Below are 17,026 nucleotides of genomic sequence, written 5' to 3' on the forward strand. Positions count from 1 at the left end.
ACCATCTGCGAATACGAAGCCTTCCCAAATGAAACCTCAGAGCATCCCCGGCGCCTGCGCCCGCTTCACCCGCGGCGGCAGCCGCCTCTCACCGCTTGCCTTGTGTATCGCCTTCAGTCTGTCTGCAGGTGCCTTTGCGGCTGATCCCCAGCCCCTGGAGCTGGGCGCTACCAACATCGAAGACAGCGCGCTGCCCAGTGCCGACGACGCCGGCCAGCTCGGCTATACCGTCGAGAGCACGCGCAGCTCCACCGGCCTGAACCTGACCCCGCGCCAGACCCCGCAGTCGGTGACCAGCATCACCCGCCAGCAGATGGACGACCGCGATGTGCACAGCATCGAGCAGGCGCTCGACACTGCACCGGGGATCAGCATGAGCAAGATGGAAGTCGGCGGGCGTACCGATTTCCGCGCCCGTGGCTATTCGATCAGCAACTGGAAGATCGATGGCCTGCAGTTCCCCGGCGGCTCTGACTTCAGCGGCAGCGGCAACGCGCTGAACCTGGACCTGTACGAGCGCATCGACATAGTGCGTGGCGCCAACGGCCTGCTCGGCGGCACCGGCGACCCGTCGGCAACCGTCAACCTGATCCGCAAGGCACCGACCCGCACCTTCGGCGGCAGCGCATACGCCACCTACGGCAGCTGGGACAAACGCCGCCTGGGCGCCGACCTCAACCTGCCGCTCTCCGAAGACGGCCGCCTGCGCTCGCGCTTCGTGGTCACCCAGCAGGACGCCAACTCGTTCCGTGACAATCAGTCCGAGCGCGCTCGCGCAGCGCTGGCCAACTTCGAGTTCGACCTGGACGACGCCACCACCCTCGGTGCCGGTTACCAGTACGAATACAACAAGGTGGTCGGTGGCGGCTGGGGCGCCAACATCCCGATCTGGTATGGCGACGGCAGCAAGACCGACCTGCCGCGCAGCACCAACGTGGTGCCCAGCTGGAGCTTCGGCGAGTACATCACCCGCACCACCTTCGGCTCGCTGCAGCACCACTTCGACAACGACTGGACCCTGGACCTGAAAGGTTCGCAGAGCACCAGTGATGCCCTCAACCACCGCGGTCTGGCCAAGGTCAACTCGTCCGGGCGCGGTGTCTATGGCGGCTACTGGGACCAGGATGGCAGCGGTGCGGTGCTCAACGGTCTGCACAGCTCCAGCGACACCACCCAGCAATCGGCGCAGATCGACCTGTCTGGCCCGTTCCAGATGTTCGGCCGCACCCACCAGGCGATGGTCGGCTACAACGACAGCCGCACTGTGGCCTGGTCGCCGGAATACACCTGCACCATGGTCAGCGCCAACAGCGTCAGCGCCCCGGCCCTGGGCTGCCAGTTCCGCGCCAACAACGGCCTGCCGCTGAGCAACTGGCTCAATGGCGTGGACAGCGACTACGACATGCTCGCCTCGCGGACTGGCCGTCACAGCAAGACCACTACCCGCCTGCAAGGCATGTACGCGGCCACTCGCCTGAGCATCACCGACCCGCTGTCGGTAATCCTCGGTGTGCGCAGCACCGACTACTCGGCCACCACCCGCAACGTCAGCGGCGTGCGCAGCAACCAGCAGAACAACGGCATCGTCACCCCTTACCTGGGCGCGGTGTATGACCTCAACGACACCTACTCGGTGTACGCCAGCTACACCGACATCTTCAACCCGCAGACTGAAGAGACCGCCAGCGGCACCAAGGTCGAGCCGATCCGCGGCCAGAGCTACGAGACCGGCATCAAGGCCGCCTGGTTCGACGGCCGCCTGAACGCATCCGCCGCGTACTTCCGCACCAAGCAGGAGAACAAGGCCGTTACCGACGGCGATCTGCTGACCCCGACCGGCGCCACCGCCTACAAGGCAGGTTCCGGCCAGGAAACCGACGGTATCGACCTGGAACTCGCAGGCGCCCTGACCGAGAACTGGAACGTCTATGCCGGCTACACCTACCTGCACTTCCGCCGCCTCGACAGCGACGGGCGCAGCGACCCGTCGCACCTGTTCAAGGCCTCGACCACCTACCGGTTGTCCGGCCCGCTCGACCGCCTGACCCTCGGCACCGGCGTCACCGCGCAGACCAACATCCGCGCGCTGTCCACCCCGGCCGGCCAGCCGACCAACGGTGTCAGCCGTAGCTCAAGCGACGTCAACTGGTCGGGATATGCGATCTGGAATGCCATGGCCAAGTACCAGCTGACCGACGACACCAGCGTCAGCCTCAACGCCAACAACCTGTTCGACAAGCACTACTACACCCGCTACGGCTTCTACGCCGGAGCGATCTATGGCGATCCGCGCAACCTGTCGCTGACAGTCAGCACGGCGTTCTGACGAAACACCCGCACCTGTTGCAATATGCATATGGAAATCCATATATTCGGATTTCCATATGTTCAGGTGCCCCCTCATGATCACCCCCACCCAGGTCTTCAAGTCCCTCGCCGACGAGACCCGCGTCCGCGCCACCTTGCTGATCGCCCGTCTTGGCGAACTGTGTGTGTGCGAACTGATGTGCGCCCTCGACGACAGCCAGCCGAAAATCAGCCGCCACCTCGCCCAGTTGCGCAGCGCCGGCCTGTTGCTGGACCGCCGCCAGGGGCAGTGGGTGTACTACCGCCTCAACCCTGAACTGCCCGCCTGGGTCGGCGAGCTGTTGCAGGTCACCGCCCAGGCCAATGGCGCCTGGCTCCAGGACAACATCGCCCGCCTGCAGCACATGGACGATCGCCCCGTCCGTGCCGCTGCCTGCTGCTGAGTGAACGAGGCCCTGCCGATGCTGATCGCCGCCTGCGTCTTCGTCTTCACCCTCATCCTGGTCATCTGGCAGCCCAAGGGGCTCGGTGTCGGCTGGAGCGCCAGTTTCGGCGCGCTGCTGGCGCTGCTGTTCGGCGCGGTGTCGTTGCACGACATTCCCGCCGTCTGGGCGATCATCTGGAATGCCACGGCCACCTTCATCGCCATCATCATCGTCAGCCTGCTGCTCGATGAGGCCGGCTTCTTCGAGTGGTCCGCCCTGCACGTGGCGCGCTGGGCACGCGGCGACGGACGCCGCCTGTTCGCCTTCATCGTGCTGCTCGGCGCGGCGGTGTCGGCACTGTTCGCCAACGACGGCGCCGCGCTGATCCTCACTCCCATCGTCATGTCGATGTTGCTGGCGCTGCGCTTCTCGTCCGGCGCGACCCTGGCCTTCGTCATGGCCGCAGGCTTCATCGCCGACACCGCCAGCCTGCCGCTGGTGGTGTCGAACCTGGTGAACATCGTCTCGGCCGACTACTTCGGGCTGGGCTTCGGCGCCTACGCCTCGGTGATGCTGCCGGTCAACCTGGCGGCGGTGGCCGCCACCCTGCTGGTGCTGTTCCTGTACTTCCGGCGCGACATCCCGGCGCGCTATGCCCTGGATGACCTCAAGGCCCCGGCCCTGGCCATCCGCGACCGCGCGACCTTCCGCGTCGGCTGGGTGGTGCTGCTGGCGCTGCTGGTGGGCCTGTTCGTGCTCGAACCGCTGGGCATCCCGGTCAGCGCCGTGGCCGCCGCCTGCGCCGCCGTGCTGTTCGCCGTTGCCGCCCGCGGCCACGTGATCTCCACCCGCCGCGTGCTGCGCGAAGCGCCCTGGCAGATCGTGGTGTTCTCGCTGGGCATGTACCTGGTGGTGTACGGCCTGCGCAACGCCGGCATGACCGACGCCCTGGCCGGCGTGCTCGACCGCCTCGCAGCCCACGGCCTGTGGGCCGCCACCCTCGGCACCGGCCTGATTGCAGCGTTGCTGTCGTCGGTGATGAACAACATGCCCAGCGTGCTGGTCGGCGCCCTGTCGATCCAGGCCAGCGGCGCCGAAGGCCTGGTGCGCGACGCGATGATCTACGCCAACGTCATCGGCTGCGACCTCGGCCCGAAGATCACCCCCATCGGCAGCCTCGCCACCTTGCTCTGGCTGCACGTGCTGGCCCGCAAAGGCATGCGCATCACTTGGGGGTACTACTTCAAGGTCGGCATCCTGCTGACACTGCCGGTGCTGCTGATCACCCTTTCCGCCCTGGCACTGCGCCTGGGCCTTTGAAAACCGCCACGCGGCGGGGAGCGAGCGATGCGAATCCTGTTCATGTGCACTGCCAACAGCTGTCGCAGCATTCTGTGCGAAGCCCTGTTCAACCACCTCGCCCCGCAAGGGTACGAAGCCATCAGCGCCGGCAGCTTCCCACGAGGCCAGGTGCTGCCGCGCAGCCTGCAGACCCTGCAGCAAGCCGGCATCGCCATCGACGGCCTGAGCAGCAAGGGCAACGAAGCCTTCGAAGGCAACCCGCCAGACATCGTCATCACCGTCTGCGACAAGGCCGCTGGTGAAGCGTGCCCCGTGTACTTCGGCCCCGCGCTCAAGGCCCATTGGGGGTTGGAAGACCCTTCCGACGTGGTGGGCGACGAAGCCGCGATCGACGGCGCGTTCCGGGCGACCCTCGCGCATATTCAACGGCGTTTCGAGGCGTTCTTCGCGCTGCATCCGGATACCCTCGACCGCGACCAGCTCAAGCGCGAGCTGGACCGCATCGGCACGCTCTGAGGAGGCCCCATGTCAAACACCCTGGCCAACCTCGACCCCTCGCTGTTCGACGACCTGCGCGGACAGCCACCGGATGCGCCCGGGTAGACAACGCAAACATGGCTTTGTGATACCAGATTCTCCCGATATTATTGCCGCTCTATTCAGCACCACCATATGACAGGCATTAGTTAAAGGGATTGATTGGTGGGCAGGATTCATTTCGATGTTGACGCCGTCTATTGCATCTCGCTCGATGCACGGAGTGACAGGCGTGAGTTGTTCAGGAAGAGCATTGGCAAGGTGCTCGACAACCAAGTGATATTTCATGTCGTGCAGAAGCACGGCGACCCCAAGCGCGGCTGCTACGAGTCTCACCAGCAACTCGCCCAGCGCGCGCTCGAGGAGGGCCTGGAGCGGATTCTGATTTTCGAAGATGACGTGATGCCCTACGAGCTGAAAGCCTCGCGGATCGCCTGGGTAAACCGCTTCATGCGTCGCCATCGATTCGAGGCCTTGCACCTCGGCTACAGCATGGGCCGAACCTGGTTGACCTGGTTCCCGTTCATTGCCCGGGGCCGCGTGGTGGCCCTTCATGCATACGTGCTTTCACGCAAAGGCTGCGCGATCCTGGCGCAGACACCGTATGACGGTACGCCTGTGGACGTGATGTTCAAGCGACGGATCCGGCAACACTGTGTGTTCCCGATGATGTTCCGCCAGCATGCCGCCGCTGTCACGGGTAGCGACCTTGAGGACGTGGTGAAGAACGAAGACGACTGGTGGGAGCGTAACTGGCGCAAGCACTGGCGTTCTCCGCTGAAGAACTTCTGGCGCACTGTGCTGCGTCTGGATTTCTGACCGGAGGGGGATGGGATCCATGCCGTTGGCGAGCCGCTGTTTGATCTCGAAGCGCTTGCGGCGTGCCGTCCCCATCCCGACCACTGGATAGCTGCCAAGGGCAGTCAGGCCTTCGCGGCTGAAGAGCTTGTACTCGCGCTCTCTGGGCTTTGTCCTCCGTCGGCTTGTGCTCCTAAGCCATTTGTCTGGTGCCCAGAATTACGTCACTGTAAAGACCATTGTCATTACAGTGAGCAAGCCACCATGGCCTCCATCAATGTTCGTATCGACGACGATCTCAAAATCCGAGCCTATCGTGAGCTTGAGCGGTTGGGTGTTACGCCCTCCGAGCTTATGCGCCAAGCATTGCAGTACGTCGCCGAGCGCGGGCAGCTGCCTTTTAAACCTGTCCTCATGACCGATGAGGATGAGGCGCTGCTAGCGACCGTTCGCAAGCGCCTTGCTGACCCTCAGCGAGTGAATGTTTCTCTGGATGACCTATAGCCTTGAGTTCGATGCGCGAGCGCTAAAGGAATGGCAAACGCTGGGAGACACGGTCCGGCAGCAACTCAAGAAAAAACTCGTCTCGGTTTACTGAATCCGACGATCGAAGCGAACCGGCTGCATAGCTTGCCGGACTGCTACAAGATCAAGCTGCGCAGCAGCGGCTACCGATTGGTCTACCAGGTGATCGATCAGGTGGTTGTTTTTTTTGTGGTAGCTGTGGATAAGCGCGAGCGAGATCAGGCTTATCGCAAGGCGGCAGAGCGAGTGGTAGGTAAAACGTCATAACGAAGAAATTGCCAAAGGGCGGGTTGTGGGGGCTTTGGAGGTATTCGTTGGTATGCAGCGGGTCTGGATGCGGCACCAGGATTCGAAACATGAGGCAACTTATTGATTTTCATGAGTATTATTAGGTCCGATTCAAAAAACTATCGCTAAAAATACCCTTACGAATCAGTAATCTCGCGAAGGGGTCAGGTCTCGCCTACGTTGGGGGGGGAGATTTATTAGCTGCTGCGGCTCAGCTTCAACTGGCCATGCGGAATTGCCGAAATAAGTTGGCCATCTCTGAATGGCTGCTGATTTTTTACTTATTAATTTTGGGATCTATTAGGCGATAGCTTGTGAGCTTGTTTAGAGGGGATGCTCTGCATTAAACTCACAGCTATCACAATAGTCTTGTTGCAAGGAAGAACGTATGGGGTATGCGGCGGTTTTTAAAGGTTGGGGCAAGCTAACAATTGAAGATTTACTAGTTGCCTATAGAAAAGCAAAGGCTGACTGTTTTTTTGAGAATACATTTCCGGCTGCCATTAAATTTGCAGAGTATGAGCAAGACTTACTTGGTAATCTCAATTTATTGTTGGAAAGATTGAGCTCAAAGTCTGGCTTTTTTGATGACGATAGAATGCTAGGTGAATATCGAATTCTCCCCAAAAAACTTAGCATTGATCCTAAGCGAAATGGGTCTAAGGGGCATATTCATTTTTCGTGCCCAGTGAGAGCGTTTGAACATATAAAAAGCAATAGTGATGTAATTCCGGAGTTTCGGATCGTTGGCGATTTTCCAGTAGATGCGCATGTGGTCTCTGCACTTTGGATAAACATGGTGGGCCACAAGTTTGATGCTTGTCTAGGTCAAGATTGCTATGGGGCCCGCCTGAAACGCGTTAGGGATGACGAAAGTTTAGATAAAAATTCCCATAAACCATTTCATGTACGAGCAGTTGGTTCATTTACTCCATACTTCCAACCTTACCAAAAATGGCGTAATGATGGCTTGAGAGCAATTCGATACGAGCTTGAGAAAGATCGAGATGTGATTGCTGTGTCCTTGGACCTGAAAAGTTACTATCATTTTGTAGATCCACTTGCAATTGCTGCTCCGGAGCTACAGAAAAAATTAGGGATCGAACTTTCAAGGGATGAACAACAGTTTACCAAAATGTTGGCGCGGTTTCTGTCGAACTGGTCAAAGGGTGCGCAGGATTTTAGCGAAAAACTGGTTAAAGAAGCTGTTGAGATCCCAGGTGGACTGGTGATTGGTTTGACGGCAACTCGAATAATATCTAATGTATTGTTGAGCCACTGGGATAGATTGATAAGAGAAGAAATTGCTCCTATCCATTATGGTAGGTATGTAGATGATATGTTTATCGTGCTACATGATACAGGGAATATTACCAGTGCTAAAGAGTTCATGTTCTTTTTGCAGAGCCGATTAGGTGAGGATTGCATTTTTCAAGAATCGGACGACGAGGGAAGGCAACGAAATAAAGACGAAAAATTGTGGGAAATTCAGCAAGGGGAGGGGTTGCAAAAGAAAACTAAGATCAAGCTGCAGGCAGAGAAACAGAAGCTATTTGTCCTGCATGGTCGAGCTGGACTTGATTTGCTAGATAGCATAGAGAAAGAGATTTACGAGCTGTCTAGCGAGCATCGCTTGATGCCTTCTCCAGATCAGCTGGAGGATTCTACAGCAGCTCGAGTGCTTTCAGCAGCAGGGAGTGTAGGTGATCAGGCAGACACTCTGCGAAGAGCAGATGGGCTGACAATTCGGAGGCTGAGCTGGTCTTTGCAATTGCGCCATGTAGAGACGCTGGCGAGAGATTTACCTCCAAATGAGTGGGTGAAACAGCGCGAGGAATTTTATCAGTTCGCACACAACCATATTGTACGGCCTGAGAATATTTTTGCTCACTTTGTCTACTTGCCTAGGCTCCTTGGTTTTGCAATTAGTTTAAATGAGTGGGAGCACGCAGAGCAGATTGTAGTACGCGCATTTTCCGCGATTGACCAGTTGGCGGCACATGTTAAGCCGGGTAAGTTAATTGGTTTAAATGGCACTGAAGCAAAAGCAGGTAATGAGCTTTGGCGTTATGTAAAAGGAACGCTCGCTTGGATGTTTGTCGACGCGGCTGCTCGTTACTACGATCCCAAGAAGCTACTAAATCAAGATCGTCCAAAGAAGGAGGCACGTTTAGCTGAATTGTTTTTACAAGTGATTATTGAGGCGTTGACTGATTTCGGAGATATATTGGATTTTCGAATAGGTTCAGAAGATTTTTATAAGAAGGCGCCTCTAATTGCTATGGCTGATCTCGCTAAAGAGCCTTATAAGCGTGTTCTAAATATTCGGTCAGTCCAAGATTTAGTGGTTGGGAATTCAGGGAATGATGAAAAATTAATTTCTAGTTTACTGGCAAGTTCTGAACTAATTGATGTTGATGCTTTGAAGCTGTTTTTGAAGTCAACCAGACGATCTCGGCTTCACAAGGTAACGGCGGCGGCACGCAAACAAGAGAGCTTAATGCCTTATCTATTTCCAACAAGGCCACTTACGCCAGCTGAAATTGCAGAGCTTGCCCCTGAATGTGTAGGTCTCCCGGGGAATAGTAGTGAGGTGTTCACAGAAAGTCCGGCGGCTATTTGGGCGAAATACGTGCAGGCTCTAAGAGGAGTTTGGATACAGCCTACATTGCTAGCGTTAGAGCAGGAGGGGAAGAGCGAAGCAACAGATGTAGGAAATTATTTGCATATAGGGACTAAGCGAAAGTCAAAAGTTGTAGTGGCTTTAACTAACATTAAAACAGATGATAGTTCCTGGGCGGCTACGGCTTGTGATAAGCCAAATCTCTCGTTGGAAAGATACAGCAGAATTGCCGAACTTGTGAATCAAGCTATTCAGCTTAGCCCAAAGCCAGACTACGTGCTTTTTCCAGAACTTTCTGTACCGTTGAGGTGGGTTGATAGTATAGCGGGGAGACTTAGCGCTGTAGGAATTAGTTTGGTAGCCGGCACTGAGTATCGGCATTATCCAAAGAACAAAGTGATTAGTGAGGCATATCTTGTCCTAGCTGACAATCGCCTTGGCTTCCCTGCCTCCGTTATAATTAGGCAGCCTAAGCTTCAACCTGCCGTAGGTGAGGATCAGCAGCTTACTGCAATTTATGGTAAGTACTGGGCTTACGGAAAACTGAAAAAAATTTCGAGCAAGCCAGTTTATATTCACAATGGCGCTTGTTTTGGGGTTATGGTTTGTTCGGAACTGCAAAATAGTAAGGCGAGAGTAGACTTTCAAGGCAAGATTGATGCTCTTATGGTGTTGAGCTGGAATAAGGATCTTGAGACTTTTTCGGCACTTATAGAGTCGGCTGCTCTAGATGTCCATGCATATACTATTTTGGCTAACAACAGGAAGTATGGGGATAGTCGCGTGAGGGCGCCTTCTAAAGAGCCCCATATGCGAGAGTTGGCTCGCGTACGTGGTGGCGATAATGATTTTATCATTGCGGCAACTTTGGATATAGACGCACTTCGAGCGTTCCAAAGCCGGGCAAAAAGATGGCCTCAAAGCGATGATTTATTCAAGCCACTACCTGAGGGCTTCAAGCTGAGCCATCGCCGAAGGAGACTTCCTCCAAAGTAATATTGTAGGGGCGCCAGCATCAATTGCTCTTATCAGTATGGTTGCTGGCCTGCCTGCTTGCGATTTTTTGTAGCTCTTATTACGCCTCATCATTAGCGTCTAGCCCTCATATGCAAGCAACCGTTTACAGTGTTTACGCGGGCAGCCACGCTGGCTTGATGAGGTGTAAGGCTCTACTTATAAATCATGGGTTGGTCTGAGGTCTTTCTGTTTTTGATGCGGCTGAAATGGATACAGTATAACCGCGCTGGGAAAGATTGTCGTAGGCGCGCACTAAATTTACCTTGCTAAAAAAAGGTAAGTTATCTTTTACCGTGGTTGGCTCATCTCCAAGTATTAAAAATACTACCTCGTAATCCGAGCTCTTAAAATTATCAATTGGTATGAGGTCTCGAGCGGCATTACCGAGCGTGCCAAGAACTTTCCTGGCTGATTTTCTAAAGTCACGGTCTCCGAGCAATATTTCTGCAGCGACACTGCCTTGAGCAAAAAGATGACTCAGTCCGGCTGAACCACCTTTTCTATGCTTTACATGGATAAACTGTTTTGCTGATGTGAGCAGGTCGCATAGCTCAACGGAGCTTGTTGATTTGTTACTTTTAATAAGTCTTTTATCTAGTAAGTAATAGCTATGCGCTTGAGCCGCTCTGATGTTATAGTCGCCCTCTGCTTCGATTTTGGATTTATTGCTTTCTTCCCATGTATGAATTTGCGGGAATCGAAGAGGTGAAACGGCGATCTGCGTCAAGCTTGCATTCGTTCTTCCCATGAACGAGTTGTCAATTTCATACCACGTCCCACCAAAAATTATTGTGGTTTTGTTTGCTTCAGAAACTTCGTAGTATATGCATTTGTAAATCGAGTGGCTAAACTCATTGTCGTGTATGTCAAAAACGTGTAGCTGGTCCCGTTTAATTGATTCGATTGAGACCTTAGAGGCGTCGATATTAGCCAAGTATAGGTCGGTGGAAATTGTGGGCGTTTGATTTGATTTTGTGCGTGTAAAGCTGAACCCCGCGATTGAATCCCACTTTTCAATTTCAGGCAAAGTTAAAACTAAATTTGAGTCGCGAGCTTTAATGGCTGCCAATAGAATAGCATCAAAATGATCTATTTGAGACTTTTCCTTGACTTTTCTGACGTTGTCAACCCATAGAAAGTTAGCTTTGTAGTCATTTTTTTGATATTGAGATTTCAGCGTCCTGGCTATATCGGTTAGATCGCCTATCTCCATTTCTATCCCGAAAGAAAACATAGCGTCACCACCCGATATATTCTTAAATTCGACGCCGGTTTTTGGAGTGCCTGTGACCGCTCGCAAAATGTCTTTAGAAATATCGATGCCAAAAACACTTATTTCAGAATCTCGGGTGGCTTGTGACTTTTTCTGCACAGGCTGATCGTCAAGGGTATGTATATCAATACTTCGAAGGCTTTCATGATCAAGAGTATTTAATGCTGTTTTAAGCCCAAAGTCTTGGACAAAAAATGATAGATCTATTAAGTGCCTGCCATAACCGAAGGCTATTGCAAATACATCATTATCAACCCTTATGAATAGAACCGCGGAACTGGATTTGTTACCGATATCCGCAACGGTTTGTCCAGCAATTTCGTCAGCTATGTCTGACCAGTTTGGCTTTTTTTCAGTTGCACGCTTTACGTATAACACGCCATTAAGATCAAGGTTTGAGGCGGTCTCATATCCCACTACGTCTTTATCCGCAGCGAGAAGATCAGCAAAGCCATTGTAGGTGACTTCGGGTTTTTTCAAGAAAATATTCAGATGGCGATATTTTTTCCCTGGCATCGCGTCTTCCCTAAATTTAGTGTAGTGGCTATCAGCCTTTATTCATTGATATTGCTTCAATCTGCTAGCTTTGACAACCCCTGTTTAGTCGGCACACAGGCCAATGGTAGCGGTAGCCTGTGACGGTAATGACTAATTGGTAATTCGGCCTATCGACTTAAAAACTATGGTGGTGTCTTCGCGTGCTGTTTTTTATGAGGTTGTGGATGAAAGTAGTTTTCTTGCACTCCAGGTATCGAGTGTCATCTAAAAACTCAATAATGTAATTAACTAATTGAAATATAAGGATTTCTATATTGGGTTGGCGGGCCTTCGTATCAGGACCAAGGTTGACCATTGGCCGGCCAGCTTGGCCGGGCCTGATATCCATTTTCCAGCCTGCAGTGGGTCCGACTGAATCGATTACGAAAATTGACAGTACGGGGTAGTGTTCTCGGGACGGCACAGCTGCCCGTCACAAATTCACCGTGACGTTCAATCAACGCTATTAGAAATAGCCTTTAGCAGCTAGATCTAGAGTAGTCCCCACGTCATCCCGCCAAGAATGCTGAGTGTTATCAGGGATCAAGGCCCCTGCGACCTGTGGGGAATGTCCACTACGCGGGACTGGCGGCTCCTTACGTCCGGGAGCAAGGGCATCTCATGATCTGGCCTCCTGAGCACCGATACCGGTGGGCGGGTGGAGGCAGCACTGGCTGACGAGACCAGCGCCTGAAGATCCTGAGCCATGTGCAAGCAGCAATGCGATGACCGGGGCATGCCTGACTGTCAGTCAGGTGCAGTCCATTCCTTGGTCTGCGGCACCATCATCTACAGCGCTGTTGCTGGTGACATCGGCGTTTGTCACGCAGATTGTCACGAGGGGGAATGCCGCAAAGCCATGTGCGATCAGGGCTGCAGCAGTGGTAGAAGTGCCCGTCTCTTTCCAGAAGAAAGAGACGGGCACAGGTTGGCGCAATAGTCGGCCAAGCGGATAGGTTGCTGCAGGGCAGCTGGGTACGGTGTATTGGCGTACGAGCGCCGTATGTGTAAGAGTATCCATCACATGGGTAGTGACCGGGCGAGCTGCCGGATGCGAATCCCCCTTGGGGAGAACCACCGCGGGAGCGGCGTGACCTTTAAGGTTCGGGTCACTTGGGGTGCTGTCAATGACAGCGTTTGCAACAACAGTTCTACGCCTGTGGATATTTTTGGTCAACGCCCCATTTTTCGTGGCCTCTGGGGCTGTGCATGAAATTATCCACCGGTGGAAATCAGTGGTATCCAATGGACTTGTGTTGGCTTTTAGCTTTGCAAAGCTAGGTCCATCCAAACAGGGCGGCTTTGCAGCCCTGTTTGGATGGACCCGAATTAAAGAGCGGCCAACGGTGTTCTGGAGGGTTCACCGACGATTGAATGCGCCACGCCCACTTGGCAAGGGAGTGATGTTGTCGCCAGCTGGATGGGCGAACTCATGTGGAGTGACATGCCCCGATCTGTTGGCATCGATGTAATTGCTCCACCACGCCATGATCAGCCGACGCTGCTCCAGAAATTCGGCCTTGTGGATATAGGCGGCGCGTACGCGATTGCGTTCCTTGTGGCTCATCTGCCGCTCAATGGCCGCGTCTGTCCACAGCCCTGACTCAAGCAAGGCGCTGCAAGCCATGGTCCTGAATCCATGTCCGCATACCTCCTTGGAGGTGTCGTAGCCAACGTTGCGCAGCACTTGGTTAACCGTGTTCTCGGACATTGGCTTCCAGTACTTGTGGTCACCGGGCAGCACCAGCTCGGAGAAGCGACTCATGCCGCGCAGCCGTCCAAGGATCGCGATGACTTGGGGAGAGAGAGGCACCATCTGTATGTCTCCGCTCATCTTGGTGCCACGGGTAGAATTGCGCACGCCGTCGATTGGCTTACGGGTGTCCGGGATTTCCCACATCGCCCTTTGCAGGTCGAACTCATCCCAGCGCGCAAAGCGCAGTTCGCTGGAGCGCACGAATACGTGCAGCGTCAGCAATACAGCCAGCTTGGTTAGCTCACGGCCGTTGTAGTTGTCGATCCGGCTGAGTAGTTCGGGGAGACGGTTGAGTGAGAGGGCAGGGCGGTGCACGGTACGCGGGGCATGAATCGACCCTGCCAGATCGAGCGCAGGATTCTGGCTGATCTGCCGTGCCCGCTTCGCGCCCCGCATGATCGTGGAGAGATAATTCTGCACGCGCAGAGCAACGTCCATGGTGCCCCGCTCTTTGATACGCAGAGTGATCTCAAGCAGATCATGGGTATCAAGCTCAGCGATGGGACGTTGGCCGATCAGGGGGAAGACGTGGGTGCGCAACCGGCTCATGACGGTCTTGGCGTGTCCCTCCGTCCAGCGCCGCGACATTTCGGCGTGCCATACCAGGGCGACGGTTTCAAAAAGCAGGGAAGCCCGTTGAGCAGCAAGCTTCGCTTTCTTCTTCTCTTCCATCGGGTCGATGTTGTCGATCAACAGGGCCTTGGCTTCATCGCGCTTGGTCCTCGCGACGGCCAGCGAGATGATGGGGTAGTTGCCGATGATCAGCGTGCCTTCCTTGCCGCTGGGCTTGAAATAGCGCAATCGCCACGTTTTCACGCCGTTGGGTTTCACGAAGAGGTACATGCCGCCACCGTCGAACAGCTTGTAGGCACGTTCGCGAGGTTTCGCCGTACGTCATTTGAGGTCGCTGAGAGGAACGGCTAGACGTGGCATAAGGGTACGTTCTCCATGCAGGCAAGACGCTGTACCCTAAAAATACCCCCGGGGATGGGGTATTTTGTTGGATTCCGACGGAGGGTCCTGGAACGAAAAAACCCGCCAAAGGGCGGGTTTTAGGGGCTTCCAAGGCATTCGGTGGAATGCGATGGAGCTGGATATGGTGCCGGCACCAGGAATCGAACCCGGGACCTACTGATTACAAGTCCACCCTATCGCCTAGCATCCATTGATAAAAGCCAGCTATCACCTGATTTTGTTGGTTATTTAGGGATATTTGGGTCAGGTATCCGAGAGCGCTGTGGACACTTTGTGGACACTCCCTGCAGCTCAACCCTGCACATCCCTTCAATCCTTTGCACACTGTGCAATGCCTGCCAGCTCCCTGTGGCCCACGTCGCGCCTGCCGTAGCCAGCCATTGCACAGCCCAAGCCCTTTGCATTTTTTTCCGAGGCGAAGCGCGTCGGCGGGAGGGGGATAAGTGATTTCTTCACGCTTTTTTCTTTACCCAAGCAGCGTTTACCTGCTAAGAAAACAACAGCAGAAATTTAGGGTGGGATATGGATAAGCCTAATCACGCATCTCCGCTGGAGATGCTGCAAATAATTGATTCGTTGAAGTTATCTCCAGGTATGAGCTGTTCGGAGATAATGACTAAGTTAAGCAGTGCTGCGGACTCAGAACTCAGTGAGGTTTTGGCGTGGGCCACTTCGATGATGCTCGACGCTTCGAGTGCGCAAGCGCCGTTAGTACCGCTGTGTCGCTTTGGAACTCAAACGAGTGCCACCTTAGACTTCTTCAGTGATCAAGATATTTTCTGCTTGGCCGCAATTACGTCGGAGATTAGTAGCTCCGAATTAAGGGCTAGGATAAGTGATATTGTCGTGCTTAGATTACCTAGACTGGTAGCTCAAGCAGAAATCGCTGTGAATGCGTACTGGCAAAGTGCTAAGGAACTTATCGTTGCCGGAGATATATTCACGGCGCTCCAGAGGATTGAGCGGGGGCTACGCCTTGGATTCCGATATAGGAAAGCGTTTGGAGAAGTCTATTCAGGCTTGTCCGAGTATCTGATTGATCAATTGGAGTTAGGGTCTTTTGACGATCAGCAATTGAAATCAGTAAGGGTCTTATATGATTTGCGCATCAAGGATAATGGTTGGATTTGTTCAGTTTGCTTGAGCTTTGCCGATCGGCATATTGATAAGAAGAGTTATCGCATAGCTGTTTCATTACTGGAGTTGGCAGCTAATTGTGCAATGTCCGATCCAGAGTTAGTGAATAAAATATTTCGCAAGATTGCTGATTGCCATCTGGCAGAGGCTAGGGCTCACAATAATTTTATGAGCTGTGCGTGTATTATCTCGGCGATTGAAGCTCTTGAAAGGATACCTAATACTCGTTCGGAGCGAGATTCACTGTATTCAGACCTCAGAGAGCATCAACGAGACTGGCGACAGTATATGTCTTCATTTTCCATTCCTTCGCCAGATATCTCTGAAGATGTCGCCGATGCTAAAAAGGTGGTTGCTGGCACTGATTTTTTCGACAGCTTATTTCGGTTGGTTCTTTTTGTTGCTCGTCCATCTGGCGTAAGCAAGTTGCGAGATGACGCTTTGAAGTCCCTAGACGATAATATCTTTGCTCATATGGGAGCTGAGCACATAGATCATGAAGGGCTTCCGGTCGCCATAGTTCCTGGTGTGACATCCGAGGAACAAGATGAGGAGGGTATATGGGCTCAAATGATGCAGCATTTGAAGCTTGAGCATGAATTTATGGTCCAGGCTCGTATATTGCCGGCGCTACAAGAATTATCTTTGAATTATTACTGGGAAGATGAATTTTGGATGGGACTGCTTCGAAATCATCCATTCGTCCCAACAGGGCACGAAGAATATTACCTGAGAGGCCTAAACGCCGGGTTACGGGGTGACTTTCTGGGGTCGACACATTTTCTTATCCCTCAGGTTGAGAACTCGCTGCGATATATTTTGCGCCAAAAAGCAAGAGAGAATACTCGAAAATTTTCAGATGGAACCCAGGAGCGCGAAAGTCTTTCCTCACTGCTTGACAATGAGGAGGTCGTGAGTGCGCTCGGTAAGGATGCCATGTTTGGAATAAAGGCAATCCTCACAGACAAAATATATGGTGATTTAAGAAATCAGGTCTCGCACGGGTATGTGCCTAGCAATTACATGTATAGCAGCGGCGCCATTTTTTTCTGGTGGCAAATTTTACAAATCATAATGCGTCCGTTTGCTGGGTACTGGAAAAAGACCTATGGGTAAACCTGATAGTGAGGGTTCTCTATAGTTTAACTTCTTCCAAAGAGGTGGCAATCAGAGAGGTTTTTTCAAACATGTTGGAAAAAATTGCTTGGTTGTCAGGTGGTGGTGTTGGTCCGTGTTTGTGTAAGGCCAGTTGTTGATTCATTTCAATAACTATTAAGGCTAGGTCGTAAATTAGCTGGATAATGTTCACATCTTTGGACCCTAGCCAAGTTTTAGGCGCCTGCAGGCGCTGACTACCTGCCGTGATGCATTTCCGCATTCCTTCGATCCGCTCATACAGGTCGCCGCCGATCGTCGCATTGAACTTCTGCCCCACCACCAGGTTGAAGTGTAATCGCTCCATGAACCCCACCTAACCAACGATGGGCAGAGCACTCAGCTATGTATTTGAGGTGTGCAATTCCACG

The 17,026-nt window shown here is 53.5% G+C and carries 10 protein-coding genes and 2 pseudogenes; 9 read left to right on the top strand and 3 right to left on the bottom strand.

Annotated elements, in window-relative coordinates; all coding sequences use genetic code 11:
* Window positions 1–28: 28 nt before the first annotated feature.
* The 8 genes and pseudogenes from AC2CGW_RS20655 (at window position 29) to AC2CGW_RS20690 (ending at window position 9,801) form a co-directional block, all read left to right on the top strand.
* Window positions 29–2,326 carry a TonB-dependent siderophore receptor gene (locus AC2CGW_RS20655; RefSeq protein WP_288376532.1) on the top strand — a complete coding sequence of 766 codons (2,298 nt, stop codon included), beginning with the start codon at window positions 29–31 and terminating at the stop codon, window positions 2,324–2,326.
* 76 nt (window positions 2,327–2,402) lie between these two features.
* Window positions 2,403–2,750 (top strand): metalloregulator ArsR/SmtB family transcription factor, encoded by a 348-nt coding sequence (locus tag AC2CGW_RS20660; protein ID WP_186665710.1) that lies wholly within the window; start codon window positions 2,403–2,405, stop codon window positions 2,748–2,750.
* Window positions 2,751–2,768: 18 nt separating this feature from the next.
* Window positions 2,769–4,052, top strand: coding sequence for an arsenic transporter (locus AC2CGW_RS20665; RefSeq protein ID WP_484574507.1), 1,284 nt, complete (start codon window positions 2,769–2,771; stop codon window positions 4,050–4,052).
* Window positions 4,053–4,079: 27 nt separating this feature from the next.
* Window positions 4,080–4,550: an arsenate reductase ArsC gene (locus AC2CGW_RS20670; RefSeq protein ID WP_484574508.1), complete on the top strand. Its 471-nt coding sequence runs from the start codon at window positions 4,080–4,082 to the stop codon at window positions 4,548–4,550.
* A gap of 186 nt (window positions 4,551–4,736) precedes the next feature.
* Window positions 4,737–5,390: a glycosyltransferase family 25 protein gene (locus tag AC2CGW_RS20675; RefSeq protein ID WP_186665716.1), complete on the top strand. Its 654-nt coding sequence runs from the start codon at window positions 4,737–4,739 to the stop codon at window positions 5,388–5,390.
* A 243-nt stretch (window positions 5,391–5,633) separates the two neighbouring features.
* A complete protein-coding gene (locus AC2CGW_RS20680; protein ID WP_186711455.1) occupies window positions 5,634–5,873 on the top strand; it encodes a type II toxin-antitoxin system RelB/DinJ family antitoxin in 240 nt (79 codons plus the stop codon).
* Window positions 5,863–6,161 (top strand): annotated as a pseudogene (locus AC2CGW_RS20685) (type II toxin-antitoxin system RelE family toxin). The gene AC2CGW_RS20680 and the pseudogene AC2CGW_RS20685 overlap by 11 nt, the downstream one beginning before the upstream one ends.
* Window positions 6,162–6,570: 409 nt before the next feature.
* Window positions 6,571–9,801, top strand: a complete 3,231-nt coding sequence (locus tag AC2CGW_RS20690) for an RNA-directed DNA polymerase (RefSeq protein ID WP_484574509.1) — start codon at window positions 6,571–6,573, stop codon at window positions 9,799–9,801.
* A 184-nt stretch (window positions 9,802–9,985) separates the two neighbouring features.
* Here the strand turns inward: AC2CGW_RS20690 and AC2CGW_RS20695 are convergent, their stop codons facing one another.
* Complete coding sequence (locus tag AC2CGW_RS20695) at window positions 9,986–11,611, bottom strand: TIGR04141 family sporadically distributed protein (RefSeq protein WP_484574510.1); 1,626 nt, start codon at window positions 11,609–11,611, stop codon at window positions 9,986–9,988.
* Window positions 11,612–12,992: 1,381 nt separating this feature from the next.
* Window positions 12,993–14,321: pseudogene (locus AC2CGW_RS20700) on the bottom strand (tyrosine-type recombinase/integrase).
* Between the two features lie 564 nt (window positions 14,322–14,885).
* Here AC2CGW_RS20700 and AC2CGW_RS20705 point away from each other — a divergent pair.
* A complete protein-coding gene (locus AC2CGW_RS20705) occupies window positions 14,886–16,616 on the top strand; it encodes a DUF4209 domain-containing protein (protein ID WP_484574511.1) in 1,731 nt (576 codons plus the stop codon).
* Between the two features lie 19 nt (window positions 16,617–16,635).
* Here AC2CGW_RS20705 and AC2CGW_RS20710 read toward each other — a convergent pair whose 3' ends face one another.
* Window positions 16,636–16,962, bottom strand: coding sequence for a hypothetical protein (locus AC2CGW_RS20710; protein ID WP_484574512.1), 327 nt, complete (start codon window positions 16,960–16,962; stop codon window positions 16,636–16,638).
* Between the last annotated feature and the right edge of the window lie 64 nt (window positions 16,963–17,026).

This window comes from Pseudomonas sp. SYWMCR5 (genome assembly GCF_057197165.1).